23 protein-coding genes are annotated in these 25,122 nt (G+C 66.0%); 10 read left to right on the forward strand and 13 right to left on the reverse strand.

The window, feature by feature from the left end; all coding sequences use genetic code 11:
- Nucleotides 1-9: 9 nt before the first annotated feature.
- The 7 genes from AU187_RS04680 to AU187_RS04710 are packed head-to-tail and all read right to left on the reverse strand — an operon-like array spanning nt 10 to nt 5,809.
- Nucleotides 10-1,518, reverse strand: a complete 1,509-nt coding sequence (locus tag AU187_RS04680; protein WP_059166289.1) for an acyl-CoA synthetase — start codon at nt 1,516-1,518, stop codon at nt 10-12.
- Entirely contained in the window at nt 1,519-2,382 is an 864-nt protein-coding gene (locus tag AU187_RS04685) for an enoyl-CoA hydratase/isomerase family protein (protein ID WP_059165773.1), read from the reverse strand. It abuts the gene before it with no gap.
- 13 nt (nt 2,383-2,395) lie between these two features.
- Nucleotides 2,396-2,632: a lipoyl domain-containing protein gene (locus AU187_RS04690; protein ID WP_059166307.1), complete on the reverse strand. Its 237-nt coding sequence runs from the start codon at nt 2,630-2,632 to the stop codon at nt 2,396-2,398.
- Entirely contained in the window at nt 2,625-3,623 is a 999-nt protein-coding gene (locus AU187_RS04695; protein ID WP_059166308.1) for an alpha-ketoacid dehydrogenase subunit beta, read from the reverse strand. The genes AU187_RS04690 and AU187_RS04695 overlap by 8 nt, the downstream gene beginning before the upstream one ends.
- A gap of 11 nt (nt 3,624-3,634) precedes the next feature.
- Entirely contained in the window at nt 3,635-4,615 is a 981-nt protein-coding gene (locus AU187_RS04700; RefSeq protein WP_059166290.1) for a thiamine pyrophosphate-dependent dehydrogenase E1 component subunit alpha, read from the reverse strand.
- Nucleotides 4,612-4,938 carry a hypothetical protein gene (locus AU187_RS04705; RefSeq protein WP_286131861.1) on the reverse strand — a complete coding sequence of 109 codons (327 nt, stop codon included), beginning with the start codon at nt 4,936-4,938 and terminating at the stop codon, nt 4,612-4,614. Before AU187_RS04705 ends, AU187_RS04700 begins: the two co-directional genes overlap by 4 nt.
- 7 nt (nt 4,939-4,945) lie before the next feature.
- Nucleotides 4,946-5,809 (reverse strand): mycofactocin-coupled SDR family oxidoreductase, encoded by an 864-nt coding sequence (locus tag AU187_RS04710; RefSeq protein WP_059166291.1) that lies wholly within the window; start codon nt 5,807-5,809, stop codon nt 4,946-4,948.
- A 93-nt stretch (nt 5,810-5,902) separates the two neighbouring features.
- Here AU187_RS04710 and AU187_RS04715 point away from each other — a divergent pair, with 93 nt between their 5' ends.
- Genes AU187_RS04715 through AU187_RS04730 form a run of 4 tightly spaced genes read left to right on the forward strand, consistent with a single transcriptional unit; the run spans nt 5,903 to nt 10,240 of the window.
- The gene (locus AU187_RS04715; protein ID WP_059166292.1) at nt 5,903-7,057 is read left to right on the forward strand and encodes an acyl-CoA dehydrogenase family protein; all 1,155 of its coding nucleotides are present in this window, start codon (nt 5,903-5,905) and stop codon (nt 7,055-7,057) included.
- 16 nt (nt 7,058-7,073) lie between these two features.
- A complete protein-coding gene (locus AU187_RS04720; RefSeq protein ID WP_059166293.1) occupies nt 7,074-8,177 on the forward strand; it encodes an acyl-CoA dehydrogenase family protein in 1,104 nt (367 codons plus the stop codon).
- Nucleotides 8,174-9,394: a CaiB/BaiF CoA transferase family protein gene (locus AU187_RS04725; RefSeq protein WP_059166294.1), complete on the forward strand. Its 1,221-nt coding sequence runs from the start codon at nt 8,174-8,176 to the stop codon at nt 9,392-9,394. Before AU187_RS04720 ends, AU187_RS04725 begins: the two co-directional genes overlap by 4 nt.
- Before the next feature lie 9 nt (nt 9,395-9,403).
- Nucleotides 9,404-10,240 carry an enoyl-CoA hydratase/isomerase family protein gene (locus AU187_RS04730; protein WP_059166295.1) on the forward strand — a complete coding sequence of 279 codons (837 nt, stop codon included), beginning with the start codon at nt 9,404-9,406 and terminating at the stop codon, nt 10,238-10,240.
- On the opposite strand, the gene AU187_RS04735 is transcribed toward AU187_RS04730, so the two are convergent.
- The 5 genes from AU187_RS04735 to AU187_RS04755 form a co-directional block, all read right to left on the reverse strand.
- Nucleotides 10,241-11,902, reverse strand: a complete 1,662-nt coding sequence (locus AU187_RS04735; RefSeq protein WP_059166296.1) for an FAD-binding protein — start codon at nt 11,900-11,902, stop codon at nt 10,241-10,243. It abuts the gene before it with no gap.
- Entirely contained in the window at nt 11,896-13,248 is a 1,353-nt protein-coding gene (locus AU187_RS04740) for an aromatic ring-hydroxylating oxygenase subunit alpha (protein ID WP_059166297.1), read from the reverse strand. The genes AU187_RS04735 and AU187_RS04740 overlap by 7 nt, the downstream gene beginning before the upstream one ends.
- A gap of 86 nt (nt 13,249-13,334) precedes the next feature.
- Nucleotides 13,335-13,571 (reverse strand): hypothetical protein, encoded by a 237-nt coding sequence (locus AU187_RS04745; protein ID WP_059166298.1) that lies wholly within the window; start codon nt 13,569-13,571, stop codon nt 13,335-13,337.
- A 50-nt stretch (nt 13,572-13,621) separates the two neighbouring features.
- The gene (locus tag AU187_RS04750; RefSeq protein WP_059166299.1) at nt 13,622-14,827 is read right to left on the reverse strand and encodes a cytochrome P450; all 1,206 of its coding nucleotides are present in this window, start codon (nt 14,825-14,827) and stop codon (nt 13,622-13,624) included.
- An 8-nt stretch (nt 14,828-14,835) separates the two neighbouring features.
- Nucleotides 14,836-15,672, reverse strand: coding sequence for a mycofactocin-coupled SDR family oxidoreductase (locus tag AU187_RS04755; RefSeq protein ID WP_059166300.1), 837 nt, complete (start codon nt 15,670-15,672; stop codon nt 14,836-14,838).
- A 54-nt stretch (nt 15,673-15,726) separates the two neighbouring features.
- Here AU187_RS04755 and AU187_RS04760 point away from each other — a divergent pair, with 54 nt between their 5' ends.
- The 6 genes from AU187_RS04760 (at nt 15,727) to AU187_RS04785 (ending at nt 23,577) form a co-directional block, all read left to right on the forward strand.
- The gene (locus AU187_RS04760; RefSeq protein ID WP_082683780.1) at nt 15,727-16,323 is read left to right on the forward strand and encodes a TetR/AcrR family transcriptional regulator; all 597 of its coding nucleotides are present in this window, start codon (nt 15,727-15,729) and stop codon (nt 16,321-16,323) included.
- A 160-nt stretch (nt 16,324-16,483) separates the two neighbouring features.
- Nucleotides 16,484-16,912 (forward strand): MmpS family transport accessory protein, encoded by a 429-nt coding sequence (locus tag AU187_RS04765; protein WP_059098623.1) that lies wholly within the window; start codon nt 16,484-16,486, stop codon nt 16,910-16,912.
- A complete protein-coding gene (locus AU187_RS04770; RefSeq protein ID WP_059098624.1) occupies nt 16,909-19,815 on the forward strand; it encodes an MMPL/RND family transporter in 2,907 nt (968 codons plus the stop codon). The genes AU187_RS04765 and AU187_RS04770 overlap by 4 nt, the downstream gene beginning before the upstream one ends.
- Nucleotides 19,812-20,159 carry a DUF732 domain-containing protein gene (locus AU187_RS04775; RefSeq protein ID WP_059098625.1) on the forward strand — a complete coding sequence of 116 codons (348 nt, stop codon included), beginning with the start codon at nt 19,812-19,814 and terminating at the stop codon, nt 20,157-20,159. Before AU187_RS04770 ends, AU187_RS04775 begins: the two co-directional genes overlap by 4 nt.
- Nucleotides 20,160-20,203: 44 nt before the next feature.
- Nucleotides 20,204-20,596 carry a DUF5078 domain-containing protein gene (locus AU187_RS04780; RefSeq protein WP_082683791.1) on the forward strand — a complete coding sequence of 131 codons (393 nt, stop codon included), beginning with the start codon at nt 20,204-20,206 and terminating at the stop codon, nt 20,594-20,596.
- Nucleotides 20,597-20,709: 113 nt separating this feature from the next.
- A complete protein-coding gene (locus tag AU187_RS04785; RefSeq protein WP_059098626.1) occupies nt 20,710-23,577 on the forward strand; it encodes an MMPL/RND family transporter in 2,868 nt (955 codons plus the stop codon).
- Here the strand turns inward: AU187_RS04785 and AU187_RS24870 are convergent.
- Entirely contained in the window at nt 23,465-24,823 is a 1,359-nt protein-coding gene (locus tag AU187_RS24870; protein WP_082683781.1) for an acyltransferase family protein, read from the reverse strand. The two genes, AU187_RS04785 and AU187_RS24870, sit on opposite strands and share 113 nt — an antisense overlap.
- Nucleotides 24,824-25,122 lie beyond the last annotated feature (299 nt).

Here is a 25,122-nt window from a genome sequence, read left to right on the forward strand (position 1 = left end):
GGGAGGCGCTCACACGATGCGCGACGTTCGGCCCTGCCAGTAGCGGTCGCGGATCCGCCGCTTGTAGAGCTTGCCGTTCGGGTCGCGCGGCAGCGCGGCATCGAAATCGACTGTGCGCGGGCATTTGTAGCCGGCGAGGTGAGCCCGGCAGTAGTCGATTAGCTCGTCGGCGAGTGCCGGTCCCGGCGGCACACCGTCGCGCGGTTGCACGACCGCCTTGACCTCCTCGCCGAACTCGTCGTTGGGTACGCCGAAGACCGCCGCGTCGAGAAGCTTGGGATGCATGACCAGAAGGTTCTCCACCTCCTGCGGGTAGATGTTCACCCCGCCGGAGACGATCATGAACGTCGACCGGTCGGTGAGGTAGAGGTAGCCGTCCTCGTCGAGATATCCCATGTCGCCCAAGGATCGCCACCCCTGCGCATTGGTAACCGATGCCGTCTTCTCCGGATCCTTGAAGTACTCGAATTCCGGTCCGCCCTCGAAGAACAACTCGCCTGCTTGCCCGGCGGGCAGTTCGGCGCCGTCTTCGCCGATGACGTGCACGGGGGTGTACGGCCGGCCCACCGACCCCTGATGTGCCAGCCATTCCTGCGGCCCGATCGTCGATCCGGCGAATCCCTCGGTGCCGCCGTAGTACTCGTGGACGATCGGACCGAACCAGTCCATGATGAGGTGCTTGACGTCGACGGGGCACGGCGCCGCGGCGTGAATCACGCACTGCAGGCTCGAGACGTCGTACGACGCCCGCACCTCCTCCGGCAGCTTCAGCATGCGCACGAACATGGTGGGCACGAACTGGGCGTGGGTGACGCGGTGAGTTTCGATCAATCGAAGCACGGCCTCGGCGTCGAACCTTCGCATCAGCACAGTCGCCGCTCCGACGCGCTGCACCGCCATCGTGTAGTTCACGCCCGCAGCGTGATACAGCGGGGCCGGTGACAGGTACACGCTGTCGGGCGTCATCGCATACCGCCGACGCAAGGCGTTCTCGAGAACGTTCTGCCCCCATGACCCTTGGCCGTCCGTCGGCAGCGGCCGCCGCACCGCTTTCGGCCGGCCCGTCGTTCCCGACGAGTACAGCATCTCTGAACCGTCGCTGCGCGGTGGCGGCGCCCCCGCCGCTGCGAGCGCGTCGTCGTACCTACGCCAGCCGTCGATGTCGCCGCCGACGCAGATGCGGAGGTCGACGTCGCCGATCCGCTCGCCCAACCCCGTTAGCGAGGTGTCGACGAACACCGCCTTGACCTCGGAGTCACCGACGACATAAGCCACCTCGTCCGCGGTGAAGTGCGTGTTGACCGCCGAGTAGTACAGCCCCGACAGCTGGCAGCCCCAAGTGATCTCGAGGAACTCGCGGCGGTTCGGCAGCACCAGCGCGACACCGTCACCGCGACGCAGTCCCGCGTCGTGCAGCACCGCGGCCACCCGCCGAGCCCGCTCGGACAGCTCGCCGTAGGTGACGATGCCGCCGTCGGCCACGATCAGCGCCGGTGCCGCCGGATCGGAGGTCTGCACCTACGAGGCGGCGCCGTCGGTCGATGCGGCGGCCTGACGCTGCGCCATCTCCGACGGCAGAATCTTGTCCCGGAACACGGTCTGGATCAGCTCCTGGACGTCCTTGCTGATCGAGGCGAGCGCGACGAGGTCGTTCGAGCTCTGCCAGTGCACCCGCATGCCCATCAGCTCCCAGGCGCGTTTGAGGTTCGCCTTCGTCGCCAGCAGCGTCGTCATCGGTGCGCGGGCGATGTGCCGGGCGATCGCCTCCACCCGGTCGTCGAGGTCTTCGCGCTTGACCACCTCGTTGACTAGGCCGATCTCCAACGCCTTCTTCGCGTCGATCACCTCGGCCAGATACAGGTAGTACGCCGCCCGCCGCCAGTTCATGAAAACCCAGGGCTCGATGGAGCATTCGCCCGACGGCATCCCGAACCCCTGCAGCGGCGGGTACGAGAAGTACGCGTCCTCGGAGGCGATCACGATGTCGGTGGTCAGCCCCATGTGGGTGCCGCCGCCCACGCAGTAGCCGTGCACCTGCGCGATCGTCGGCTTGGAGAACTCCCACAGGTTCAGGGTCGGCTTGACGAACAGGTCCGACTGCGGTTTCCACGGGTGACCCATCTTCATGGCGCCCTCGACGAACGCCGGATAGTCGACGGCGTTGTTGCCGATCGCGTGCCCGGAGCAGAAGCCCTTGCCGTTGGCCTTGAGCACCAGCACCTTGATGTCGTAGTCGCGGTCCGCATCGAGCAGAGCGGCGTCGACCTCTTCGGCAAGCTTCTGGTCCTGCGCGTTGGCCTTCTCCGGCCAGTTGAGGATGATGCGCGCGACCGGACCGTCCTTTTGATAGATGATCCGCTCGCGAGTCTCGTTCAGCTCCACTGGTTCTCCTTCGTTATGAGGTGATCACGCCGATCTGGGCGCCGATGTCGTAGGTCGTGCCGATCTCGCCGGTCCAGTGCACCGTGCCCGCGGCGCCCGCCTCGATCTCCTGTTCCACCTTTTCGGTGGCGATCGTGTAGATCGGGGTGCCCTCGTCGACGTGTTGGCCGGAGTCGACGAGGAATTCGGTGAGCTCTGCCTCCGATACGGCCACCGACACGCGAGGGATGCGAATGAGGAAGTCAGGCACGCACATCCGCCCTCTCGAACGTGCGCTGTGCGGCGGCAACGATCCGCGCCGCCGTCGGATAGATCTGCGCTTCGAGTCCTGGTGCCGCCGGTGTCGGCACGAAGCGGGCCGCGACGCGTTCGATGGGAGCGACGAGTTCGGCGAAGCATTCGGCCTGCAGAATCGCCACGATCTCGGCGCCCGATCCGGCGAACTGCACCGCGTCGTGGATCACCACGGCACGCCGGGTGCGCTGCACCGAGTCGACGATCGTGTCGACGTCGAGTGGGACGAGTGTGCGCAGATCGACGACCTCGGCGCTGACGCCCCGCTCGTCCAACGACGCTGCGGCCGCGAGCGCCTCATGCACGCTGCGCCCGTGGCTGATCAGCGTGACGTCCGAACCGGCCCGCTTGATGTCGGCGGCCCCAAGCGGAACCCTGAAGCCCGGATCCGTTGGCACCAAACCTTTCTGCGCCTGCAGCCGGATCGTCTCGACGAACAGGCAGGGGTCCTCGTCGAAGATCGCCGACGTCAGCAACCCCTTGCCGTCGCGCGGAGTCGACGGCACGATCACCTTCATCCCGGGCATGTGCATGAACCATGCTTCGAGACTCTGAGAATGCGTCGCGCCGGTGGCCAGGCCGCCGTACACCTGGGTGCGCACGGTGATGGGTGCGCTGGTTCGTCCGGCCGTCATGAACCGCAGCTTGGCCGCATTGTTGACCAGTTGGTCCGCGGCGATGCCGATGAAGTCCATGATCATGATCTCGGCGACGGGCAGCAGACCGTCGATCGCCGCCCCGATCGCGGCGCCCACGATCGCGGCTTCGGAGATCGGGGTGTCGAGCACCCGCTGGCGGCCGTACTTCGTGGAGAGCCCGGTGGTCGGGCCGGACGCGCCTGGGTCGGCGATGTCCTCGCCCAGCAGGAACACCCGCTCGTCGGCGGCCATCGCCTGGTCGAGCGCGAGGTGTAACGCCTCACGCATCGACATCTCTTTTTCGTCCATCGGCGTCATCCTCAGACCGGGTACCGGATCGCGGTGGCATAGACGTCGCGGTCGAGTTCGTCGGCCGAGGGCGCGTCGGCCGCCAACACCACCGCGAGCGCGCGCTCGACCTCGGTCAGCGCGTCCTGCTCGACGCGGTCGAGTTCCTCAGCCGTGCATACTCCCGTCTCGAGGAGCCGGGACCGAAAGCGCGGCACGGGATCGACCGCCATGGCCGCCTCGAGCTGCTCGACGGGAATGTAGGGCATCCGGTCGCCGAAGTAATGGCCGCGGAACCGGAACGTCATGCACTCGAGCAGCGTGGGACCGTCACCGCCCCTTGCCCGTTCGACTGCGGTCTGCAGTGCCGCCGTGACGGCGAGCGGGTCGTTGCCGTCGACACGCACACCCGGCATACCGTAACCGGCCGCCCGGTCGGCCACCCGGTCGAGCTTCATGGTGTCGCTGGTGGGCGTCATCTCCGCGTACTGATTGTTCTGGCAGACGAACACCGTGGGAAGGTTCCACAGCGCCGCCATGTTCGCGGCCTCGTGAAACGACCCGGTGTTGGTGGCGCCATCACCGAAGCTGACGACGGTTACGCGGTCGAGGCCCTTGCGCTGAGCGGCCATCGCCAACCCGACCGCGACCGGCGGCCCCGCGCCGACGATCCCCGTGCACAACATCACGCCGCGCTCGGGCTTGGCGATGTGCATGGTCCCACCTTTGCCGCGGGCGGCACCGACAGTGCGCCCCATCATCTCGCCGTAGATATCCTCGAGCGGAACGCCTTTGCCGATGAGGTCGTGCAGCCCCCGGTAGGTCGTCACCAACTGGTCGTCGTCGCGCAGGGCGACACCCATGGCGGCCGCGATGGCCTCCTGCCCGCGGGACGGCCAGTACACGCACATGAACTCGCCGGTGCCGATGCCCTTGCTCAACCGATCGTCTGCGGCCTTCATCAACGTCATCAGCGCATAGAGCCGACGCTGAACGTCGCCCGGTTGAGTCATGTTCCGAGAGAACCGATCTCGCGGTACACCCGCGGCACCGGAGGCGGGTCCATGCTGAGGTTCTCCATGCCGGTCAGGCCGCCCCGCGCACCGAGTTCACCGAGCCTGGTCACCGCCGCGTCGAGGTCGTCGCAGTCGAGTTCGTAGATCGCGACGAACGGACCGTTACCGTCCGTCGGCGCGAACCGCCGCGCCGACACCACACCCTCGACCGAGAGGATCTGCGCGAGATGCGTGTCGTTGTACCAGGTGTGGTACTCCGCTTCGCGGTCCGGCGATGCCGGCATGGTTTCGACGTACATGATCCCTCGCGGCACGGTCATCGCCTCCCTACGCGCCGGCCCACGGCTTGACCTTGAGGAACCCGCCGGCGTCGACACGTAACTGCTGACCCGTGATGTAGCGCGCCGCGTCCGAAGCGAGAAACAGCACTGCCTCGCTGATGTCCTCGGGTTCGACGTACGGGATGGGCATACCCTGGATCACCGGGAAGACGACCTCGGCGTCCTCGCGGGTGGGCTCGGCCAGGTCCGGCCGGAACGCGCGGTACATCGGCGGGCTGTGCAGCATGTCGGTGTTGCAGTTGGTCGGATGGATCGCGTTGACACGAATCTTGTTCGGCGCCAGCGCGAGCGCGAGATCGTTGACATAATGCGCGACGACCTGCTTGGCGAACGCGTAACCGGCACCGCCGGGGCCGCCGTCGATGCCGCCGGTGTTCATCGACGCCATGAACGCGGCCACCGATCCGGTCGCGATGATCGAGGCCCCCTCGTGCAGATGCTTCATGCTGGCGTGCACCAGGTTGAGTACTCCGACCAGGTCGACGTCGACCGCGTCGACGAACGCCTGCGGGGCCAGGCCGGCGGTCAGCGGACAGATGCCGGCGTTGGCGACCACGACGTCGAGATGCCCGAACTCCGCCACCCCACGGTCGATGGCGGCTGTCAGCGCCGCCCGGTCGCGGACGTCGGCGATCTCGGTGTAGGCGCGTTGCCCCTCCTTCTCGACGAGGCGCGCGGTCTCATCGAGGTCTTCTGGACGCGCCAGCGGATATTCGTTGGTCTCGATGTCGGCGCAGATGTCGACGGCGATGATGTCGGCGCCTTCCGCGGCCAATGTCTTGGCGTGCGACCGGCCCTGCCCGCGCGCGGCGCCGCTGACCAGCGCGACCTTGCCCGCGACCCTGCCCACTGTGGCCTCCCTCGGTTCACGCCAACTGTAAGCCCTCGACTAGCTATACTCATAAAAATAGATAAAACAGCTGTCTGACGCGACAGGACGCCGGTGGACTTCTCCTACCCTCCCGACGTGGAGCAGTTCCGCAAGGAATTGCGGACGTGGTTGGCCGCGAACCTCACCGACGAGGTCGTGGCCGCCCACCGTCGACGTGCCCGCGATGACGCCGCATTCGACGTCCTGCGCGGGTGGGATGCCACCGTCGCGGATGCGGGCTGGGGGGCGGTGTCCTGGCCGGTCGAGTACCGCGGGCGCGGCGCCACTGTCCTCGAGCAGTTGGTCTACGCGGAGGAGACGATCCGCGCGCGAGCGCCGGTGCCGCTCAACGTGATCGGGATGAACAACATCGCACCGGCGATCATGCAGTACGGCAGCGAGACGCAGAAGCGCGACCTGCTCCCCCGGATGGTCCGCGCCGACGACATCTGGTGTCAGGGTATGTCGGAGCCGGAGGCCGGATCAGACCTCGCCGCCCTGCGCACCCGCGCGGTGCGCGAGGGCGAGGATTTCGTGGTCAACGGCCAGAAGGTCTGGACGTCATTGGGCCACCGCGCCGACTGGTGTCAGCTGTATGTGCGCACCGATCCCGACGCGCCCAGGCACAAGGGCATCTCCTGCCTGATCGTCGACATGACACTCGCGGGGATCGAGGCGCACCCGCTCGTCACCCTCAACGGCGCATCCGACTTCGCCGAAGTGTTCTTCCACGATGTCCGCGTACCCGCGGACGCCCTTCTCGGCCCGCTGAACGGCGGATGGGCGGTGGCGACCACCACACTGAGCCACGAACGGGCCGGCGCGGCCCGCCTGTATGCCCAACTCCAGATGCAGCTCCGGGACCTCGTGACAGACCTGGCCGCCGAGACGTCCGACGGTCGTCCGTTGCTCGAGGATCCATGGGTATTGCGACGCCTCGGTGAGCTGTCGGTGCGCATCGACTACCTCGAGATGCTCTGCAAGCGCGCGATTTCGGCGTCGCTGCACGGTGGTGACGGGCTGAGCTCTGCCAGCCTCGCGAAGAGTGTGTGGGCCGAAGCCGGTCAGGAATTGGCCGAGCTGGCGTTCGAGCTGCTTGGATCGCGGTGCGCCGACGATCGGTGGACCGATCAGCGGTTGGCGTCGCGCTCGCTGACCATCGCGGGCGGAACCACGCAGATCAACAAGGGCATCATCGCCACGCGCGTGTTGGGGTTGCCGCGGTGATGAACGGATCACCCCGATGAACCTGGAGCTCACCGACGAGCAACTCGGCCTGCAGGACACCGTGCGCCGCTTTCTGGCTGAGAAGGCTTCCATCGCAACGCATGTGCGGCCGATGCTCGACGAGGCGACCGGCACGACGGCCGGGGTGTGGACCGGGCTCGCCGACCTCGGTGCCACCGGCCTGCTGGTCCCACAGGAGCACGGCGGCGCGGGAGCGACGATGGTCGAGGCCGGGATCGTCGCCGAACAACTCGGTGCCGCGGTGAACCCCGGGCCGTGGCTTTCCTCGGCGGTCGCGGCGCCGCGTGCATTGCTTCGCGTCGGCGCCGAGCCCGCCGACCTGCTACAGGCCGTCGCCAACGGTTCGATCGCGACGGTCGCGGCCCTCCGGGGCCCGCGCCCGCATGCGATCAACGGGACGACATTGCGCGGCTCGGCGGAGGCGGTACCCGACGCCACAGCGGCCGACGTGCTGCTGGTGGTGGCCGAAGAAGACCATGGCGCGGCGCTTTTCGCGGTCGACGCCACTGCCGACACCGTGGTCCGCACGCCTCGCGGCCACGTCGACCCGACGCGGAAGCTGTTCGACGTCACTTTCGACGACACCCCCGCCCGGCGACTGGCCGGAGCACCTCGCGACACGGTGCTGGCCATCCTCGACGACGTCCTGATCGCCTCCGCGGCCGACGCGGTCGGCGCCGCGCGCGCCGTCTCGAACCTTGCCGTCGACTACGCGAAGGTGCGCAGGCAATTCGACAAGCCGATCGGCAGCTTCCAGGCGGTCCAGCATCTGTGCGTCGACATGTACGAGACCGTGGAACTTGCGCGCAGCGGCGTTCTGCACGCGCTCTGGGCCGCCGACGCGGCAGGTCCCGCCGAACGGCATCTGGCCGCCATCCGCGCCAAAGGCTATGCGGCTCGATTGGTCACCGTCGGCGACACCGCGGTCCAAGTGTTCGGCGGCATCGGGTTCACCTGGGAACACGACGCGCATCTGTACCTGAAACGGTTGCTGAGCTTCGCCGCCATGGCCGGCGGCACCGGCCGCTACCTCGAGGAAGCGGGCCGTCGACTGGTTTCGTCGGTCACCGGACGCCGCGGAACAGGAGACGCGCTATGACCGAAGTCCTCAACGGCGTTCGCGTGGTCGAACTGGCGTCCTGGACGTATGTGCCGTCGGCCGGTGCCGCGCTTGCCGATTGGGGCGCCGACGTCATCAAGGTCGAAGACGTCAAGGCCGGCGATCCGGGCCGGGCCCTGGTGATCGGCGGCTTCACCAAGGACGCCGCGCGTGCCAAGGTCGACTTCATCCTCGAGATCGGCAACCGCGGTAAGCGCAGCATCGCCCTCGACCTCAAGTCCGACACCGGACGCCAGTACTTCGGTCGGCTGCTCGCGACGGCCGATGTGTTCCTGACGAACTGGCTGCCCGGCCCACTGGAACGCGCGCGGCTGACCGTCGAGGACATCCGGTTGTTCAACCCGAACATCATCATCGCGCGCGGCACGGGTACGGGCGTCCGTGGCCCCGACCGCAACAAGGGCGGCTTCGACGCCGCGACCTACCTGTCGCGCGGTGGTGTGTCGTACACCATGACGCCGTTCGGGACCGAGACCCCCGCGGTGCAGGGGCCCGGCTTCGGCGACCTGCAGGGCGGCATCACGCTGGCCGGCGGCGTCTGCGCCGCGTTGTTTCACCGCGAACGGACGGGTGAGCCGTCGATCGTCGACTCATCGCTTCTGGCGCAGGCGATGTGGACGATCGCGCCGTCGATCTCGGTGGCCGACTTATTCGACATCGACGGCATCCCCGGTGCACCACCGGGATTGGCGATCAACCCGCTGGTCAACCGCTACAAGACCCGCGACGAGCGGTGGATCCAACTGGTCTTCCTCCAACCGGACCGCTACTGGGCCGGCTTCTGCGGACGAATAGGGCTGCCCGAACTGGCGACCGACGAGCGATTCGTGCCGTCGAGCAACCTGATCGCCAACGCGGAACTGGCGTGCAAGCTGGTCGGTGACCGCATCGCCGCCGAAGACCTCGGATACTGGAAGGAGGCGCTCGCCGACGAGCCCGGCGTGTGGGCGGCGCTCGCGACGCCGATGGAAACGCTCAACGACCCGCAGGTCCGGCCCAACGGATACGTCGTCACCAACATCGACGACCACGGCAATAACTATCAGATCGTCGCTGCGCCAGTGCAATTCGACGAAACACCGCCCGCGTCCGCGCGGGCCCCCGAGCACGGCCAGCACACCGAGGAGATCCTGCTGGAGCTCGATCTCGACTGGGACGACATCACGGCGGCCAAAGACAGTGGCGCGATTCTCTAGGAGACGACGATGGAACAGCGCACGCTCGCATCGGTGATCTACGAGCGCGAGCCGCCGATCGCGCGCATCATCCTGAACCGGCCCGATAAAGCCAACACCAAGGACGCCAGCCTGGTTCAGGACGTCGACCAGTGCCTGCGGGAGGCTGATCGGGACAGGGACATCAAAGTCGTCATCCTCAAAGCCAACGGCAAGGGTTTCTGCGGCGGGCATGTCGCGCGGTGGGGCCCAGACGAGAACCCTTACCCCGACTTCGGCGAGACGTTCGAAGATCTCTACAAAGGCACCGCGGACCTGTTTCTGTGGCCGACGCTGTACCTGTGGGAGTTCCCGAAACCCACGATCTCGCAGATTCACGGCTACTGCATGGGCGGCGGCATCTATCTCGGCTTGCTGACCGACTTCTGCGTCGCCTCCGACGACGCGTACTTCCAGATGCCGTTGGCGCAGAGCCTGGGCGAACCGGGCGGGCACACCATGATCGAACCGTGGCTGCTGATGAACTGGCACCGCACGATGGATTGGCTGCTGCTGGCCCCGACGCTGTCCGCGCAGGAGGCGCTCGAGTGGGGACTCCTCAACAAGGTGGTACCGCGCGACGACCTCGAGCACACCGTCGAGGAGATGGCTCGCAGGATCGGGCGAATTCCGCTCACTACGCTGATGGCGGTGAAGAACAACGTCAAGCGTGCCTACGAGCTGATGGGCATGCGGGTGCACCTTCAGGTCAGCCACATCTTGACGAACATGGTCGGCGCGGCGACCGATGTCCAGGACCGCCGTGCTCAGCTGATCGAGTCTGGCCGTACCCCAAGGGATTTCACCCAGGACCGGGATGGCGATTGATCAGCCCGCGGCGTGCTTGGCGGCAACGTAGCCGAACACCATCGAGTTCGCAATGCTGGCGCCCGCACCGGGATACGTGCGGCCCATCACCGTGGCGGTCGTGTTGCCAGTCGCGTACAACCCTTCGATGACGCGGTCCTGCTCGTCGAGAACCTGGGCGTGCTCGTTGGTGATCAGGCCGCCACACGTGCCGACGTCAGCCGGAAAGACACGGGTGGCGTAGTACGGGGCGCGGTCCAGGGGGCCCAGCGCGGCGTTGGGCCGAAAGCCGGGGTCACCGAGGCAGTCGTTGTAGGCCGACTGGCCGCGGCCGAAGTCCGGGTCGAGACCCTTGGCGGCGAATCGATTGAACCGGACGATCGTGGCCTCGAGTTCGGCAGGAGCAACGTCGATTTCGCGGGCCAAACCAGTGATCGTGTCGGCCCGCTTGATGGCGCCCTGTTGCATCAACGCCGCGGGTAGGGTGCGCTTCCGGAACGGGTTGGCGCCCGAGACGTACCTGCTGACATAGCCTTCGTCGAAGACCTGCCAGCACGGCACCGCCTTGTTGGCGTACATCGCCTTGCCGACCTCCACGTAGGAATTCGACTCGTTGCAGAACCGCCTTCCGGCCGAATCGACGTAGATGGCACCGGGCCGCTGTCTGGCGACACCGAGCGATGCGGCGGCGGGGTCGGCGATGAAGACCATCGGCAGCCACCAGGCCTCGTCGAGCAGGTCGGTTTTCGCGCCCAGGCGCATCGCGGCCTGCAGCACCTCGCCGGTGTCGCCGGCATTGGCGATGGACCACGAACCGTCGTTCGGCTGGTCGCCGCTGTAGCGGCGGCGCATGTCGGCGTTGTGGCCGAATCCGCCCGCCGCCAACAACACTCCCCTGCGGGCCTCGACGTTCACGGTGACCCCGTCGCGGGTCACGCGAGCCCCGACGACGCGGCCGTCCTCGACGATGAGGTCATCCATCGCGGTGTTGAGCCACACCGCGGGGTTACCGTCGCCGAGGCCGATCATGATCTCGAGCATCTGGCCGATCAACGACGACCCGTTGGTGAGGATGTCGCGTCGCCGTAACCGGGCGCCCATCGTCCTGGCGAACACCCGCGCGGCCGTGGCGAACGCCCGCGGCGCGCGGTTGAAGTACTGCACCGCGCGCAGTTCGTTGGTCTTGACCACGAACCCGTAATTCCTCGCGAGCGGCGGCTGCACCTTGTCGCGCCACTCCCCGAGGGCGGCGGCGTTGAACGGCGCTCCTTCCACAGCGCGCCCGGCTGCGTTGCCGCCCTTGTGATTCGGGTAGTAGTCGCTCCAGCCCGCGCACCGCACGAGCCGTACGCCCTTGCGGACCAGAAAGCCGATCATCTCGTAGCCGGCGGTCAGGAACATCTCGCGGCGGTCGGGGGACGAGGCTGGCCCGATGTCGCCGACGACGTCGGCCAGATACGCCAGGCCGTCCTCGTGTGAGTCCAGGATGCCGTCGGCGCGCATCAACGGGTTGTTCGGCAGCCACACGATGCCGCCGGACAGGCCCGTCGAGCCGCCGACAAGGCCCTGCTTCTCGACGACCAGTGGCTCGATGCCCGCGTCGAGCGCGGTCAGCGCCGCCACCATTCCGCCGCCGCCGCTACCCGCGATGAGCAGGTCGACGGACTTGTCCCATGTCACCATGCCGGAACGCGATCGCTGAGCCCGAGATTGGCGACCGGCACGTCGATCGTGGTGTTGGTCCTCTGAATTGCGGGCACCAGCCGGTCGGTGGGCAGGCCGGCGAGGAAGCCGTCGATGACCCGCTCGAAATTGGAGATCAGCCCCTCGATCTGGTGCGAGAGCCGCATGTAGGTGAATCCCCTGGCGTGCAGCCCTTTTTGTTGACGTGGCAGGTTCGCGAAGTCCTGTCCGGGAATGGTCGGCCAGCTGGGGTCGTCCGGCGGCAACGGCTCGGGCGGCGTCGGCCTGCCCGGCGACCGGTCGTTCGGATACCGGGTGAGCGACCAGAGCTCGAACAGCGTCTCCTCTGGCCCCAGCGGACGGATCCGGTACGACGAAGCGCTGCTGTACTGCGGCAGTAGGAAGTAGTGGGGGAAGCAGAAACCGATCGGGTCGATGACACCGCGCCGGTCGAGATCGTTGAGGTCCGGGAAGTCGCATCCGCGCGCCCGGTGCCAGCGGGTGACGCCGTCGTTGACGGCGCTGCGCCAGGCGGCCATCGCCTCGGCCGGATCGGCGGGCAGCGGAATGTCCTGCAGTCCCTCGGCGACCCGTAGGTCGTTCTCGTGCGTCATGCCGCCCATACCGGAGCCCAGTGCGCGCATGAAATACAGGCTCGCCTGCACGACGGGATGGACCGACCCGGAGTCGGGGTGAAACGAGGACGGCAGCAGTTGCGGATGGGTCTGCGGAACGTGGTAGCCCTCCATGAACGCCGCGGTTGCGAGCTTCCAATTCACCGGCAGCAAGCACGACTTCCACCACTCGGTATGCAGCGCAGCCACGTTCCACTCGTCGTGCCGGGACGCGAAGGGCTCGATGCAGTCCCGCAGCGGCGGGGCGTTGTCGTCGAGGTTGATCCACGCACAGCCGCCCCACGACTCGCACCGGACCGGGACAAGTGCGAGATCGCCTGCGCACAGGTTGTTTTCGCTGAACTCCTCGGAACGAAGGACGAAGGTGCTGGCGCCGTCGAGGCTCCAGCACCAGCCGTGGAACGGACAGACGAAGCTGCGCCGCGAACCGTGGCCCTCGACGAGTTTCATGCCGCGATGACGGCAGGAGTTGTGGTAAGCGCGGACGGTACCGGCGTCGACCCGGACCACGATGACCGACTGGTCGAGGATTTCGTACTCGACGAAGTCCCCCGGCGTGGGAATCTCTTCCAACCGGCATGCCATCTGCCACACACGGGGCCAGAACATCTCGGCCTCGAGCGCGTAGAACTCCGGATCGTAGTACCGCTGCTTGGGAATCCGGTCGACAGTCTGTACCGCCCAGGGCACCGGGAGCGGCGTCCAGTCCACAGGCCCCGATCGAGGCGTCACCGATCTAAAATAGCAAAAATAGCAAGTAAGCCAAGCGGTCCAGCGGGCTCAGTCCGGACCGGCCGCTAGTACTGGCCGAGCGGGCGGCAGACGTTGGTGATCGGATTCCAATATTCTCCGGGGGCGCATGCCAGCGGCGCCGTCGCCACCGGCCCTCGACACGTATTCGCGACGGGATCCCACCACCCGTCCGGGCAGTTGAGCGGTTGCGCCGAAGCCGACGCCGGCATCACGAGCGACAACGCCGCGAGAGGGGCAGCAGCGGCGGTCATGACCATCGAACGCCGAATGATCGTGTTCATGCGTCGAGCTTGCCCCGATCCGCGTCGTTCCAAACCGCCGGGACCGACCTTCACGGCAGCACCACCTCCAGTCTCTCCCAGCCGCGAACCGTGGACGTCGGCGCGAGTTCGGCGGTGCCGTAGTCGATGTCCCATTCGGGCCAGCGGTTGAGCAACTCGTCGAGTGCGACGCGTCCCTCCAGCCGGGCGAGGTTGGCACCCAGGCAGTAGTGCACGCCCTTGCCGAACGTGATGTGGCTGATGTTGTCGCGGTGGATGTCGAAGACGTCCGCGCGGCCGTAGCGGCGCGGATCACGGTTGGCCGACCCGAACATGAGAAGTATCGCGCTGCCCGTAGGCACGACGCGTCCGTGAGCCTCGAAATCCCGTGTCACCAAACGTGCGACGTTGTGACCGGTCGGCTCGAAGCGCAACGTCTCGTCGACCACCCGTGGCAGCAGCGACCGATCCTGCACCACTTCCCGACGCTGATCGGGATGCTCGGCGAGTACCTTCGCGAGCCAGCCGATGAGCCGCCCGGTGGTCTCGTTGCCCGCGCCCGCGACCACCTGGGTGTAGTGCAGGACCTCCCTGCGGGTGAGCTTGCGCGTCACACCGTTCTCGTCGGTGAACTCGACGTTGAGAAGTGCGGTCATCAAATCGTCGGAGGGATTGTTGGCCCGCCAGTCGACGTAGTCGGCGTAGATGCTGCCGTCGGCGATCTTGTCGGCCCGCACCACCTTCATGGGCGAGCCGGGCTTGGTGCGCAGGCTGGCGTCGTTGGCATCGCGCACCGACACCTGATCCGACTCGGGAATGCCGAGCAGCATCCCGATGACACGCATGGGCATCATCGACGCCAGCTCGGCGATGATGTCGAACCGGTCGGCACCCACCAGCGGGTTCAAGCAGTTGACGCAGTACCGCCGGATCTGGTCCTCGATTTCGGCCATCCGCCGCGGAGTGAACACCCGCGACATGAGGCCGCGCAGCATCGTGTGGACCGGCGGATCCTCCATCATCATCACGCCTTTGGGCATGTCGAACTCCGACTGGATGAGTTCGAGGATGTCGCCTCGGCTGTTGGAGAAGGTCTGCCAGTCGAGCAGCGCCCGCTCGACGTCCCCGTGCCGTGACAGCGCCCAGAAGTCGTATTGCTCGTTGTAGTAGAGCGGCGCTTCCTCCCGCAGCCGCGCGTACGTGGGGTACGGGTCGGCCACGATGTCCACCCGATACGGGTCGTAATAGACAGCGGGGTCGGTGCTGATGACTGTCATGGCCTTCTCTACTTCAGACAGCTGCCCGCGTCCACGGGCAGCGGAACGCCTGTGATGTAACGGGATTCGTCCGAGGCGAGGAACAACACCGCGTTGCTGATGTCCTCCGCCTCGACCCACGGGATCGGCAGCATGTGGAATGTCTGACAGATCGGCGCGAGGTCGTCGGGACCGGGCTTGTCCAAGTCGGGGCGAAACATCCGATACGTCTGCTCGTTCATCAGCAGCGGCGTGTTGACGTGGGTGGGATGAACCGAGTTGACCCGGATCGAGTGCTGGCCGAGCTCGACGGCGAACGTCCGCATCAGACCGACCACACCGTGTTTGGCCGCGGTGTAGTGCCCGGTGTGCGGATAGGCCTTCAGACCGGCAACCGAGCTCGTCAACACGATCGATCCGCCGCGCCCGCCGGCCAGCAGGTGCGGGACGCCGGCCTTCACCGACTTCCACACCCCGGCGAGGTTCACGTCGATCATCTCCCGCCAGGTCTCTTCGGTGAGCTTGTGCAGTTTCGTCCCGACCGTTCCGATACCGGCGTTGGCGACGACGATGTCGAGACGGCCCAGCTGCTCGACGCCGTCGTCGACGACCGCCGCCAGTGCGTCGAAGTCACAAACGTCTACCTGCGCGGTGACGATCCGCCGGTCGAGGTTCTTGACCATGTCGGCGGTTTCGGCGAGGTCTGCGGGAGTGGACCCTTCCGCGGGTGAACCCTCGAACGCCCGGCACACGTCGACCGCGATGATGTCGGCACCCTCCTGCGCCAACCGCACCGCGTGGCTGCGGCCCTGACCCCGTGCCGCACCGGTGACGAACGCGACCTTGCCCGCTACCCGACCAGCCATCGCCGCCGCTCCCCTCACTTGTTTGGGCGATCGCCCAACATTTAGGCTGGCGCCATGTCTAGCAGCCCGGTCGGCGACCGGTCAAGGGGTGGCCGCGAGTCGGCGACTCGATCGGCACTGATCGAGGCGACCGCCCAGGTCATGCTCGACGAGGGTTATGCCGCGGCCACCTCGCGGCGGGTGGCGGCCAAGGCGGGCGTGAAGCCGGCGCTCGTGCACTACTACTTCCCGAGCATGGACGACCTGTTCCTCGCGGTGCTGCGGGAAGGCGCTGAGGCCAACCTGGCGCGCCAGCGCGAGGCGGCGGCCGCCGAGGAACCCCTTCACGCGCTGTGGCGGCTCAACAGCACTCATGGCGCGAGGCTGTTCATGGAGTTCATGGCCCTGGCCAACCATCGCAAGGCGATTCGCAGCGAGATCGCCGCATACGCTGAGCGTTTCGGTGGGGTCGAAGAGAACGTCGTGGCGACGGCGATGAAGGCGCACGGCGCGGACGTGGAGGCGTTCCCGCCGATAGTCATGTCTATGATCGTCACGAGCCTCGCCCGCATCGTGCTGCTCGAACGGGGGCTCGGCATAACCCGGGGGCATGCCGAGGCCGAAGCATTCATCGAGCGCTACCTGGATCGCTTCGAGAGCCAGTCATTGTGAGCTGGACCACAGCGTCGACGCGGTGGTGACCAGCAGCACGATGACTTGAGTTAACCTGGGGCTCAGTGAGAACTTATACGGGCTAAGTTACGCACAGGGCATGCACAGCGATGAATACGACTTGAGGGCGGATATGGGTTGCACCGGGCGGGGACGGTAGATGTTCCGACTTGCGAGAAAGGTCTGGCTCCCGATCGTCATCATCGTCGTGGTGACCATTGCCGGGTTCACGGTCAGCCGCATCCGCACCTTCTTCGGTGCCGAGGGCATCCTCGTCACCCCCCGGGTGTTCGCCGACGATCCCGAGCCGTTCGACCCGAAAGTCATCAAGTACGAGATATTCGGCAATGGGTCGTATGCGGACATCAACTATCTGGACCTCGACGCGAGACCGCAACGAATCGACGGCGCGTCGCTGCCGTGGTCGCTGACGTTGCAGACCACGGCGCCCTCGGCGGCCCCCAACATCGTCGCCCAGGGCGACGGCACCAGCATCACCTGCCGGATCACCGTCGATGACGAAGTCAAGGACGAAAGAACCTCCACCGGCGTGAGCGCCCAAACCTTCTGCTTTGTGAAGTCCGCATGAGCACCCCGACGAACGAGATCCCCACGGACGCGTTCCCGCCCGTCCGGCACGCCAAGCGACCGTTCATCCCGCGCACCATCCGGCTGTTCGCGATCCCGATCATCATCGGCTGGGTGGTGCTGATCGCGGTGCTCAATGTGACTGTGCCGCAGCTGGAAACGGTCGGTCAGATGCGCGCGGTCTCGATGAGCCCCGACTCGGCGCCGTCGATGATCGCGATGAAGCGCGTCGGCAAGGTCTTCCAGGAGTACGACTCCGACAGCTCGGCGATGATCGTGCTCGAGGGCGAGCAGCCCCTCGGCGAGGACACCCGCGCCTTCTACGACCAGATGATCGACAAGCTCGAGGCCGACACGAAGCACGTCCAGAGCGTCCAGGACTTCTGGAGTGATCCGCTGACCGCCTCCGGCGCGCAGAGCAGCGACGGCAAGGCCGCCTACGTTCAGGTCTACCTGTCGGGTAACCAGGGTGAGGCGCTGGCCAACGAGTCGGTCGAAGCGGTGCAGGACATGGTCGCCGAGATGCAGCCACCGCCGGGCGTGAAGGCCTACGTGACCGGTCCGGCGGCACTCGCGGCCGACCAGCACATTGCCGGCGACCGCAGCATGCGGATGATCGAAGCGCTCACGTTCACCGTGATCATCGTGATGCTGCTGCTGGTCTACCGGTCGATCATCACGGTGGTGCTGACGCTCGTGATGGTCGTGCTGCAGTTGTCCGCGGCCCGCGGCGTGGTGGCGTTCCTCGGATACCACGAGATCATCGGGCTATCGACGTTCGCGACCAACCTGCTCGTCACCTTGGCGATCGCCGCGGGGACCGACTACGCGATCTTCTTGACGGGCCGCTATCAGGAGGCCCGCGGCACCGGGGAGGACCGCGAGTCCTCCTACTACACGATGTTCCACGGCACCGCGCACGTGGTGCTCGGCTCGGGCCTGACGATCGCGGGCGCGTTGTTCTGCCTGAGCTTCACCCGGCTGCCCTACTTCCAGACCATGGGCGTGCCGCTGGCCATCGGCATGGTCACATCGGTTCTGGCCGCGCTGACGCTCGGGCCGGCGATCATCAGCATCGCAAGCAGATTCGGCAAGGTGCTCGAGCCGAAGCGGGCGATGCGCGTGCGGGGCTGGCGCAAGGTCGGGGCGGCGGTCGTGCGCTGGCCCGGACCGATCCTGGTCGCGACGATCGCGCTGTCTCTGGTGGGGCTGCTGGCCCTGCCCGGCTATCGCACCAACTACAACGACCGGAACTACCTGCCCGCCGACCTGCCGGCCAACCAGGGTTACGCGGCCGCGGACCGGCACTTCTCACCGGCCCGGATGAACCCGGAACTGCTGATGATCGAAAGCGACCATGATCTGCGCAATTCCGCGGACTTCCTGGTGATCGACAAGATCGCCAAGCAGGTGTTCCGGGTACCGGGAATCTCCCGGGTGCAGGCCATCACCCGGCCCGACGGCAAACCGATCGAGCACACCTCGATTCCGTTCCAGATCAGCATGCAGGGCACCACCCAGCAGATGAACCAGAAGTACCTGCAGGACCGGATGGCCGACATGCTCGTGCAGGCCGAGGAGATGTCCAAGACCATCAAGAACATGGAGCGGATGTCGGCGCTCACCGAGGAGATGGCGGCCACCACGCACAGCATGGTCACCAAGATGAAGGACATGACCGTCGACGTGGCCGAATTGCGGGACAGCATCGCCAATTTCGACGATTTCTTCCGGCCGATCCGCAACTACTTCTACTGGGAACCGCACTGCTTCAACATCCCGATCTGCTGGGCGTTCCGGTCGGTGTTCGACACCCTCGACGGCATCAACACGATGACCGACGACATCCAGAACCTCCTGCCCGACATGGAGCGGCTGGACAAGTTGATGCCGCAGATGGTGACGCTGATGCCGCCGATGATCGACACCATGAAGACGATGCGCACCATGATGTTGACCATGTACTCCTCGCAGAAGGGGCTGCAGGATCAGATGGCCGCGATGCAGGAGAACTCGACCGCCATGGGCGACGCGTTCGACGCATCGATGAACGACGACTCCTTCTATCTGCCGCCGGAAGTCTTCGACAACGAAGAGTTCAAGAAGGGCATGGAGAACTTCATCTCACCGGACGGCAAGTCGGTGCGCTTCATCATCGCCCACGACGGCGATCCGATGACCCCCGAAGGCATTGCGAGGATCGACGCGATCAAACAGGCCGCCAAGGAAGCCATCAAGGGCACGCCGCTGGAGGGCTCCAAGATCTACCTCGCCGGCACCGCCGCCGTCTACAAGGACATGTCCGACGGCAACAACTACGACCTGATGATCGCGGCGATCCTGGCGCTGGCGTTGATCTTCACGATCATGCTCATCCTGACCCGGGCCGTGGTCGCTGCTGCGGTGATCGTCGGCACCGTCGTGATCTCGCTGGCAGCTTCGTTCGGCTTGTCGATCCTGATCTGGCAGCACATCCTCGGTATCGAGCTGCACTGGATGGTGATGGCGATGGCGGTCATCATCCTGTTGGCCGTCGGCGCCGACTACAACCTGCTACTGGTGTCGCGGCTCAAAGAGGAACTCCATGCGGGCATCAAGACCGGGATCATCCGCGCGATGGGCGGCAGCGGTTCCGTCGTGACGTCGGCCGGCCTGGTATTCGCGTTCACCATGATGTCGATGGCGGTCAGCGAACTCACCGTCATCGGACAAGTCGGAACCACCATCGGACTGGGCCTGTTGTTCGATACTCTTGTCATCCGGGCATTCATGACGCCGTCCATCGCGGCGCTCATGGGTAAGTGGTTCTGGTGGCCACAGCGGGTAAGGGAACGACCGGTACCCGTACCGTGGCCCAGACCCAGAGAATTGACGCCGTCCGGTCCAGAAGGAGCCCAGTCATGAAGAGACTGATCGTCGCAGTTGCCACCGCCGCCGCGGCGTTGATGTTGGCGGTGCCCGCACAGGCGCAGGACATCGACACCGACTTCACCAACGAGCTGCACACCTACGGCATCTACGGCCAGAAGGACTACAACGCCTGGATCGGCAAGATCACCTGTAAGCGGCAACGCAAGGGCATCGATAAGGACGCCTTCGCGTCGGCAAACTTCGTCCGCGACCAACTGCCGCGGAGTCAGAACAGCACGGAGCAGACCTGGAAGTTCCTGGCGGGGGCGCTGCGCTTCTACTGCCCCGACCTGCTGCCGATCCTGGACCAAGCACGCGATCAAGGAGTTTTGCAGTGATTCGTAAGGCGACCATCGCGTTGGCCACCATCGGCTGCGCGGCGATGATCTTCCCGGGCACAGCGGCCGCGGACGCCACCGATGACTACCCGATCCCGAACCGGATGCTGAGGACCACCTGCACGGTCGACCAGTACATGGCCGCAGTTCGCGACAAGGACCCGTTCTATTTCGAGCGGTACATGATCGATTACAAGAACAGGCCGCTCGATGTCCAAAAGGGCGCGCGCGACCGGATCTACTGGTTCTTCTCGTTGGATTACGCGGGCCGTCGTCAGTACTCGGAAAACACCGCGACGAATGTTTACTACGAGCAGATGGCGACCCGGTGGGGCAACTGGGCCAAGCTGTTCTTCAACAACAAGGGCGTCGTCGCGCATGCAACCGAGGTGTGCATGAACTACCCGCCGAGCCAGCCCGAAATCTGGAACTGGTAGCCGCGTTCAACACACACTCAGGGCAGCCCGCCGAACCGCCGGGCTCTGTCCGCCTGGATTGATCAACCAAGCCCTGACAACCATGGGAGGAGCTCCGCCGAGGTGAATTCCTGGTGAGCGCTCCGACCACGGAATTGAGTGAACAGCGCGGACATTCCCTACGGTCCCCGCTGGCCAAGTGGATCCGGCGATTGGCCATTCCGATCATCGTCGGCTGGGTCGCGCTGATCGCGGTGCTGAACGTGACCGTGCCGCAACTGGAAGTCGTCGGCCAGATGCGCTCGGTCTCCATGAGCCCGTCGGATGCGCCGTCGGTGATCGCGATGAAGCGCGTCGGCCAGGTGTTCGAGGAGTTCAAGTCCGACAGCGCGGCGATGATCGTCCTCGAGGGCCAGCAGCCGCTGGGCGATGATGCGCGCCGGTACTACAACGAGCTCATCGACAGGCTCGAGGCCGACGACGCGCACGTCGAGCACATTCAGGATTTCTGGGGCGACCCGCTGACCGAAGCCGCGGCGGTGAGCGCAGACGGCAAGGCGGTCTACGTCCAGGCGTATCTGGCCGGCAACATGGGCGAGGCGCTGGCCAACGAGTCGGTGGAGGCCGTCCAGAAGATCGTCGACGGTCTTCCGCCGCCGCCCGGTGTGAAGGTTTACGTGACCGGCGGGTCGGCGCTGCTGGCCGACCAGCAGATCGCCAGCGACCGCAGCGTACGGATCATCGAATTCGTCACGTTCGCCGTCATCATCACGATGCTGCTGCTGGTCTACCGGTCGATCGCCACGATGCTCATCACGCTGGTGATGGTCTTTCTAGCGCTCGCGGCCACCCGCGGTGTGGTGGCGTTCCTGGGCTATCACGAGTTGATCGGCCTATCGACGTTCGCGACCAACCTTCTCGTCACGCTCGCGATAGCCGCATCGACCGACTACGCGATCTTCCTCATCGGGCGTTATCAGGAGGCGCGCACGATAGGCGAAGACCGCGAGCAGGCCTTCCACACGATGTTCCGCGGCACCGCTCACGTGGTGCTGGGCTCGGGCATGACGATTGCCGGCGCGACGTTCTGTCTCTCGTTCACCCGACTGCCCTACTTCCAGTCTCTGGGTATTCCGCTGGCGGTCGGGATGACGATCGCGGTGCTGGTCGCGTTGACATTGGGGCCGGCGATCATCACCGTCGCGAGCCGGTTCGGGTTGGTGGAGCCCAAGCGCGCCATGCGCATTCGCGGCTGGCGGAAGATCGGTGCCGCCATTGTCCGCTGGCCGGGACCGGTCCTGCTGGCGACGGTCGCGCTGTCCCTCGTCGGACTGCTGGCGCTGCCCGGCTACCAGCCGAACTACAACGACCGTCTGTATCTACCTGCGGACCTGCCCGCGAACCAGGGCTTCGCAGCGGCCGAACGGCATTTCTCCCCCGCCACGATGAACCCCGAATTGCTGCTCATCGAAACCGATCACGACCTGCGCAATTCGGCGGACTTCCTGGTGATCGACAAGATCGCGAAGGCGATTTTCCGGGTGCCGGGCATTTCCCGGGTCCAGGCGATCACCCGCCCGAACGGCAAACCCATTGAGTTCAGCACGATCCCGGCGCAACTCAGCCTCGGCGGCGTCAACCAGGACCTGAACCGCAAGTACTCGCAGGACCGGATGGCCGACATGCTGGTGCAGGCCGACGAGATGCAGACCAACATCGACACGATGACCAGAATGATGGCGTTGATGGGCGAGATGAACGCCACGACGCACAGCATGGTCGAAAAGACCCGAACCATGACCGCCCATGTCGTCGAGTTGCGGGACTACATCGCCGATCTCGACGACTTCTTGCGCCCGATCCGCAATTACTTCTACTGGGAACCGCACTGCTTCAACATCCCGGTCTGCTCCTCGATGCGGTCGATCTTCGACACGATCGACGGCATGAACCTGATGACCGACAACATCCAGGCACTGCTGCCGGATTTGGAGCGTCTCGATGCGCTGATGCCGCAACTGCGGGCGCTGCTGCCCGAGCAGATCGAGTCGATGAAGACGATGCGCACCATGATGCTGACCATGCATTCCAGCCAGTCCGGGTTCCAGGACCAGCAGGCTGCGTTGGGCGAGAACCAGGCCGAGATGGGTGACGCGTTCAACGAGGCGTGGAATGACGACACGTTCTATCTGCCGCCGGAGATCTTCGACAACGAAGAGTTCAAGAAGGGGATGGAGAACTTCATCTCGCCCGACGGTCACGCGGTGCGGATGATCATCCAGCACGAGGGCGACCCGCTCAGCGCCGACGGCATCAAACGCATCGACGCGATCAAACTCGCCGCCAAGGAGGCCATCAAAGGCACGCCCTGGGAAGGGTCGACGATCTACCTCGGCGGAACCGCTGCGTCGTTCAAGGACATGGAGGAAGGCAACAGCTACGACCTGATGATCGCGGCGATCCTCGCGCTCGCGCTGATCTTCACGATCATGCTGATCATCACGCGCAGCCTCGTCGCGGCCGCGGTCATCGTCGGCACCGTGGTGCTGTCCCTCGGCGCGTCGTTCGGCCTGTCGATCCTGGTGTGGCAGCACATCCTCGGCATCGAACTGCAGTTCATGGTCATGGCCATGGCCGTGATCATCCTGTTGGCGGTCGGCGCGGACTACAACCTGCTGTTGGTCGCACGATTGAAAGAAGAGCTGCCGGCCGGCATCAACACGGCGATCATCCGCGCCATGGGCGGCAGCGGATCGGTGGTGACAGCGGCGGGCTTGGTCTTCGCATTCACGATGATCTCGATGTCGGTCAGCGCGCTCACGGTCGTCGCGCAGGTCGGCACGACCATCGGCATGGGCCTGCTGTTCGACACCCTGGTGATCCGCGCGTTCATGACACCGTCGATCGCCGCGCTGCTCGGCCGCTGGTTCTGGTGGCCGCAGCGGGTCCGGCCCCGGCCCAAGCCTGTGCCGTGGCCCGCGCCATCGCAGCCGACGCGGTAAAGCAGCCCAGCATCGTCCATCCCATCCCTGGGGTCAGGCCGTTCTTGGCCAGCAGCACCAGCGCGACGCCTGCCACCATGGTCAGCACACCGGCGACGGTCGAACGGGTACCGGTCGCCCCCACGGGTGCGTCCCACCACGGAAGACGGCGATGCTCGAGCGGCGAGAGCAGCCGGAACATTGCGAACATGATGACGGCGAACACAACCGCCCGCAGTGCGAGCAGAGTCCAAAAGCCTGCTGCATCAACGTCATACGCGTCGAGGCCCGCCAGGTGCAGGGAGAACGCGGCGATGGCGATCGCCACGATGTGCCAGAGGTACAGCGTCATCGCTCCCCCGTTTCCGATCGCGACGACATACCAGACCCGGGGCCGCTCGGCCCACCGCCGGATCGCCCCCGCACAGCCGATGAAAACGGCCGACATCCAAGTGCAGTGCAACGCGAGCAGCAGCGTGGGCGGAGACACGTTCGACAGGTGCTCGGTGCCGGTGACGACCAGCGAGATCTCGTAGGGCCCGACCATCGCCAGCACTGTCTGGGAGGTGAGCGCGACGGCCGCGACCACGAGCGCCATGCGCGGGCCGATCAGCCGGCGCGCGTAACCGACACCGAAGACGACAGGGATCAGCCAGACGATGACGAAGTTCGCCACACCCGCCATCGGGGTTCCAACAGAGAGCCGGATCGCGTCCACCGCTGCGGCGGCGGCCAGCAGGCAGGCGACGACCACCGAGACGGCCCGGCCGGTCGACAGGCGGGTCAGAGCCGGTACGAACCCGAGCACGACGAGGTAGACGCCGAGAAACCACAGCAGTGCGACCGATTCGCGGCCGAGGTCCGCGGCGGATTCGGCGCCGAGCGTCAACCGCACCGCGAGCAGTCCGAGCGACCAGGCCGCCAGGTACCAGAAGACCGGTCGGCACAGCCGCTGCGCGCGGGCGAACAACCAGGTGCCCCACGATTTGCCCGCGTGCCACCCGTATGCGCCCGCGGCGCCGCCGGCCAGGAAGAACAGGGGCATGACCTGCACCACCCACGTGACCGGGGCGAGCGCGGGAATCTCACCGAGGATGTTGCCGATTCTGACGCCCCCGGCGTCGATGGTCGCCAGCAGCAGCGCGCAATGGCCGAACATGACGACGACGAGTGCGGCCAGGCGGGCGACGTCGACGGCGCGGTCGCGGTCCGGCGGCGTTTCGGCGGCGAGTTTGTCGGCTGCGGACACGGGTGTGGTGAGCGGCATGCAATCAGGATGCCCCGAGACACCGCCGGCGGGCTTGAGTAGTACTACGCGTCGGCTCCACCGCGGTGCCACGCCCTCCGTGCAGTGAAAAGGGTTGGCGTTTACCGGAACCGCAATAGCGTCGAGCGCGACGGCAGCCGCCCGCACTTACCGTCCGCAACCTCTGGTGTCAAGAAGCGAGCACGGCAGAATGGGGCCTCGATTATCGGGCGGCGGGTTCGGCCCATCCCAGATCGTCAGCGAGACGTTTCCCTGACCCCAGTTGACGGTGTAATAGGTGTGGCACACGTTCCAGTCCC

It is taken from the genome of Mycobacterium sp. IS-1556 (assembly GCF_001499985.1).
Taxonomy (GTDB): domain Bacteria; phylum Actinomycetota; class Actinomycetes; order Mycobacteriales; family Mycobacteriaceae; genus Mycobacterium.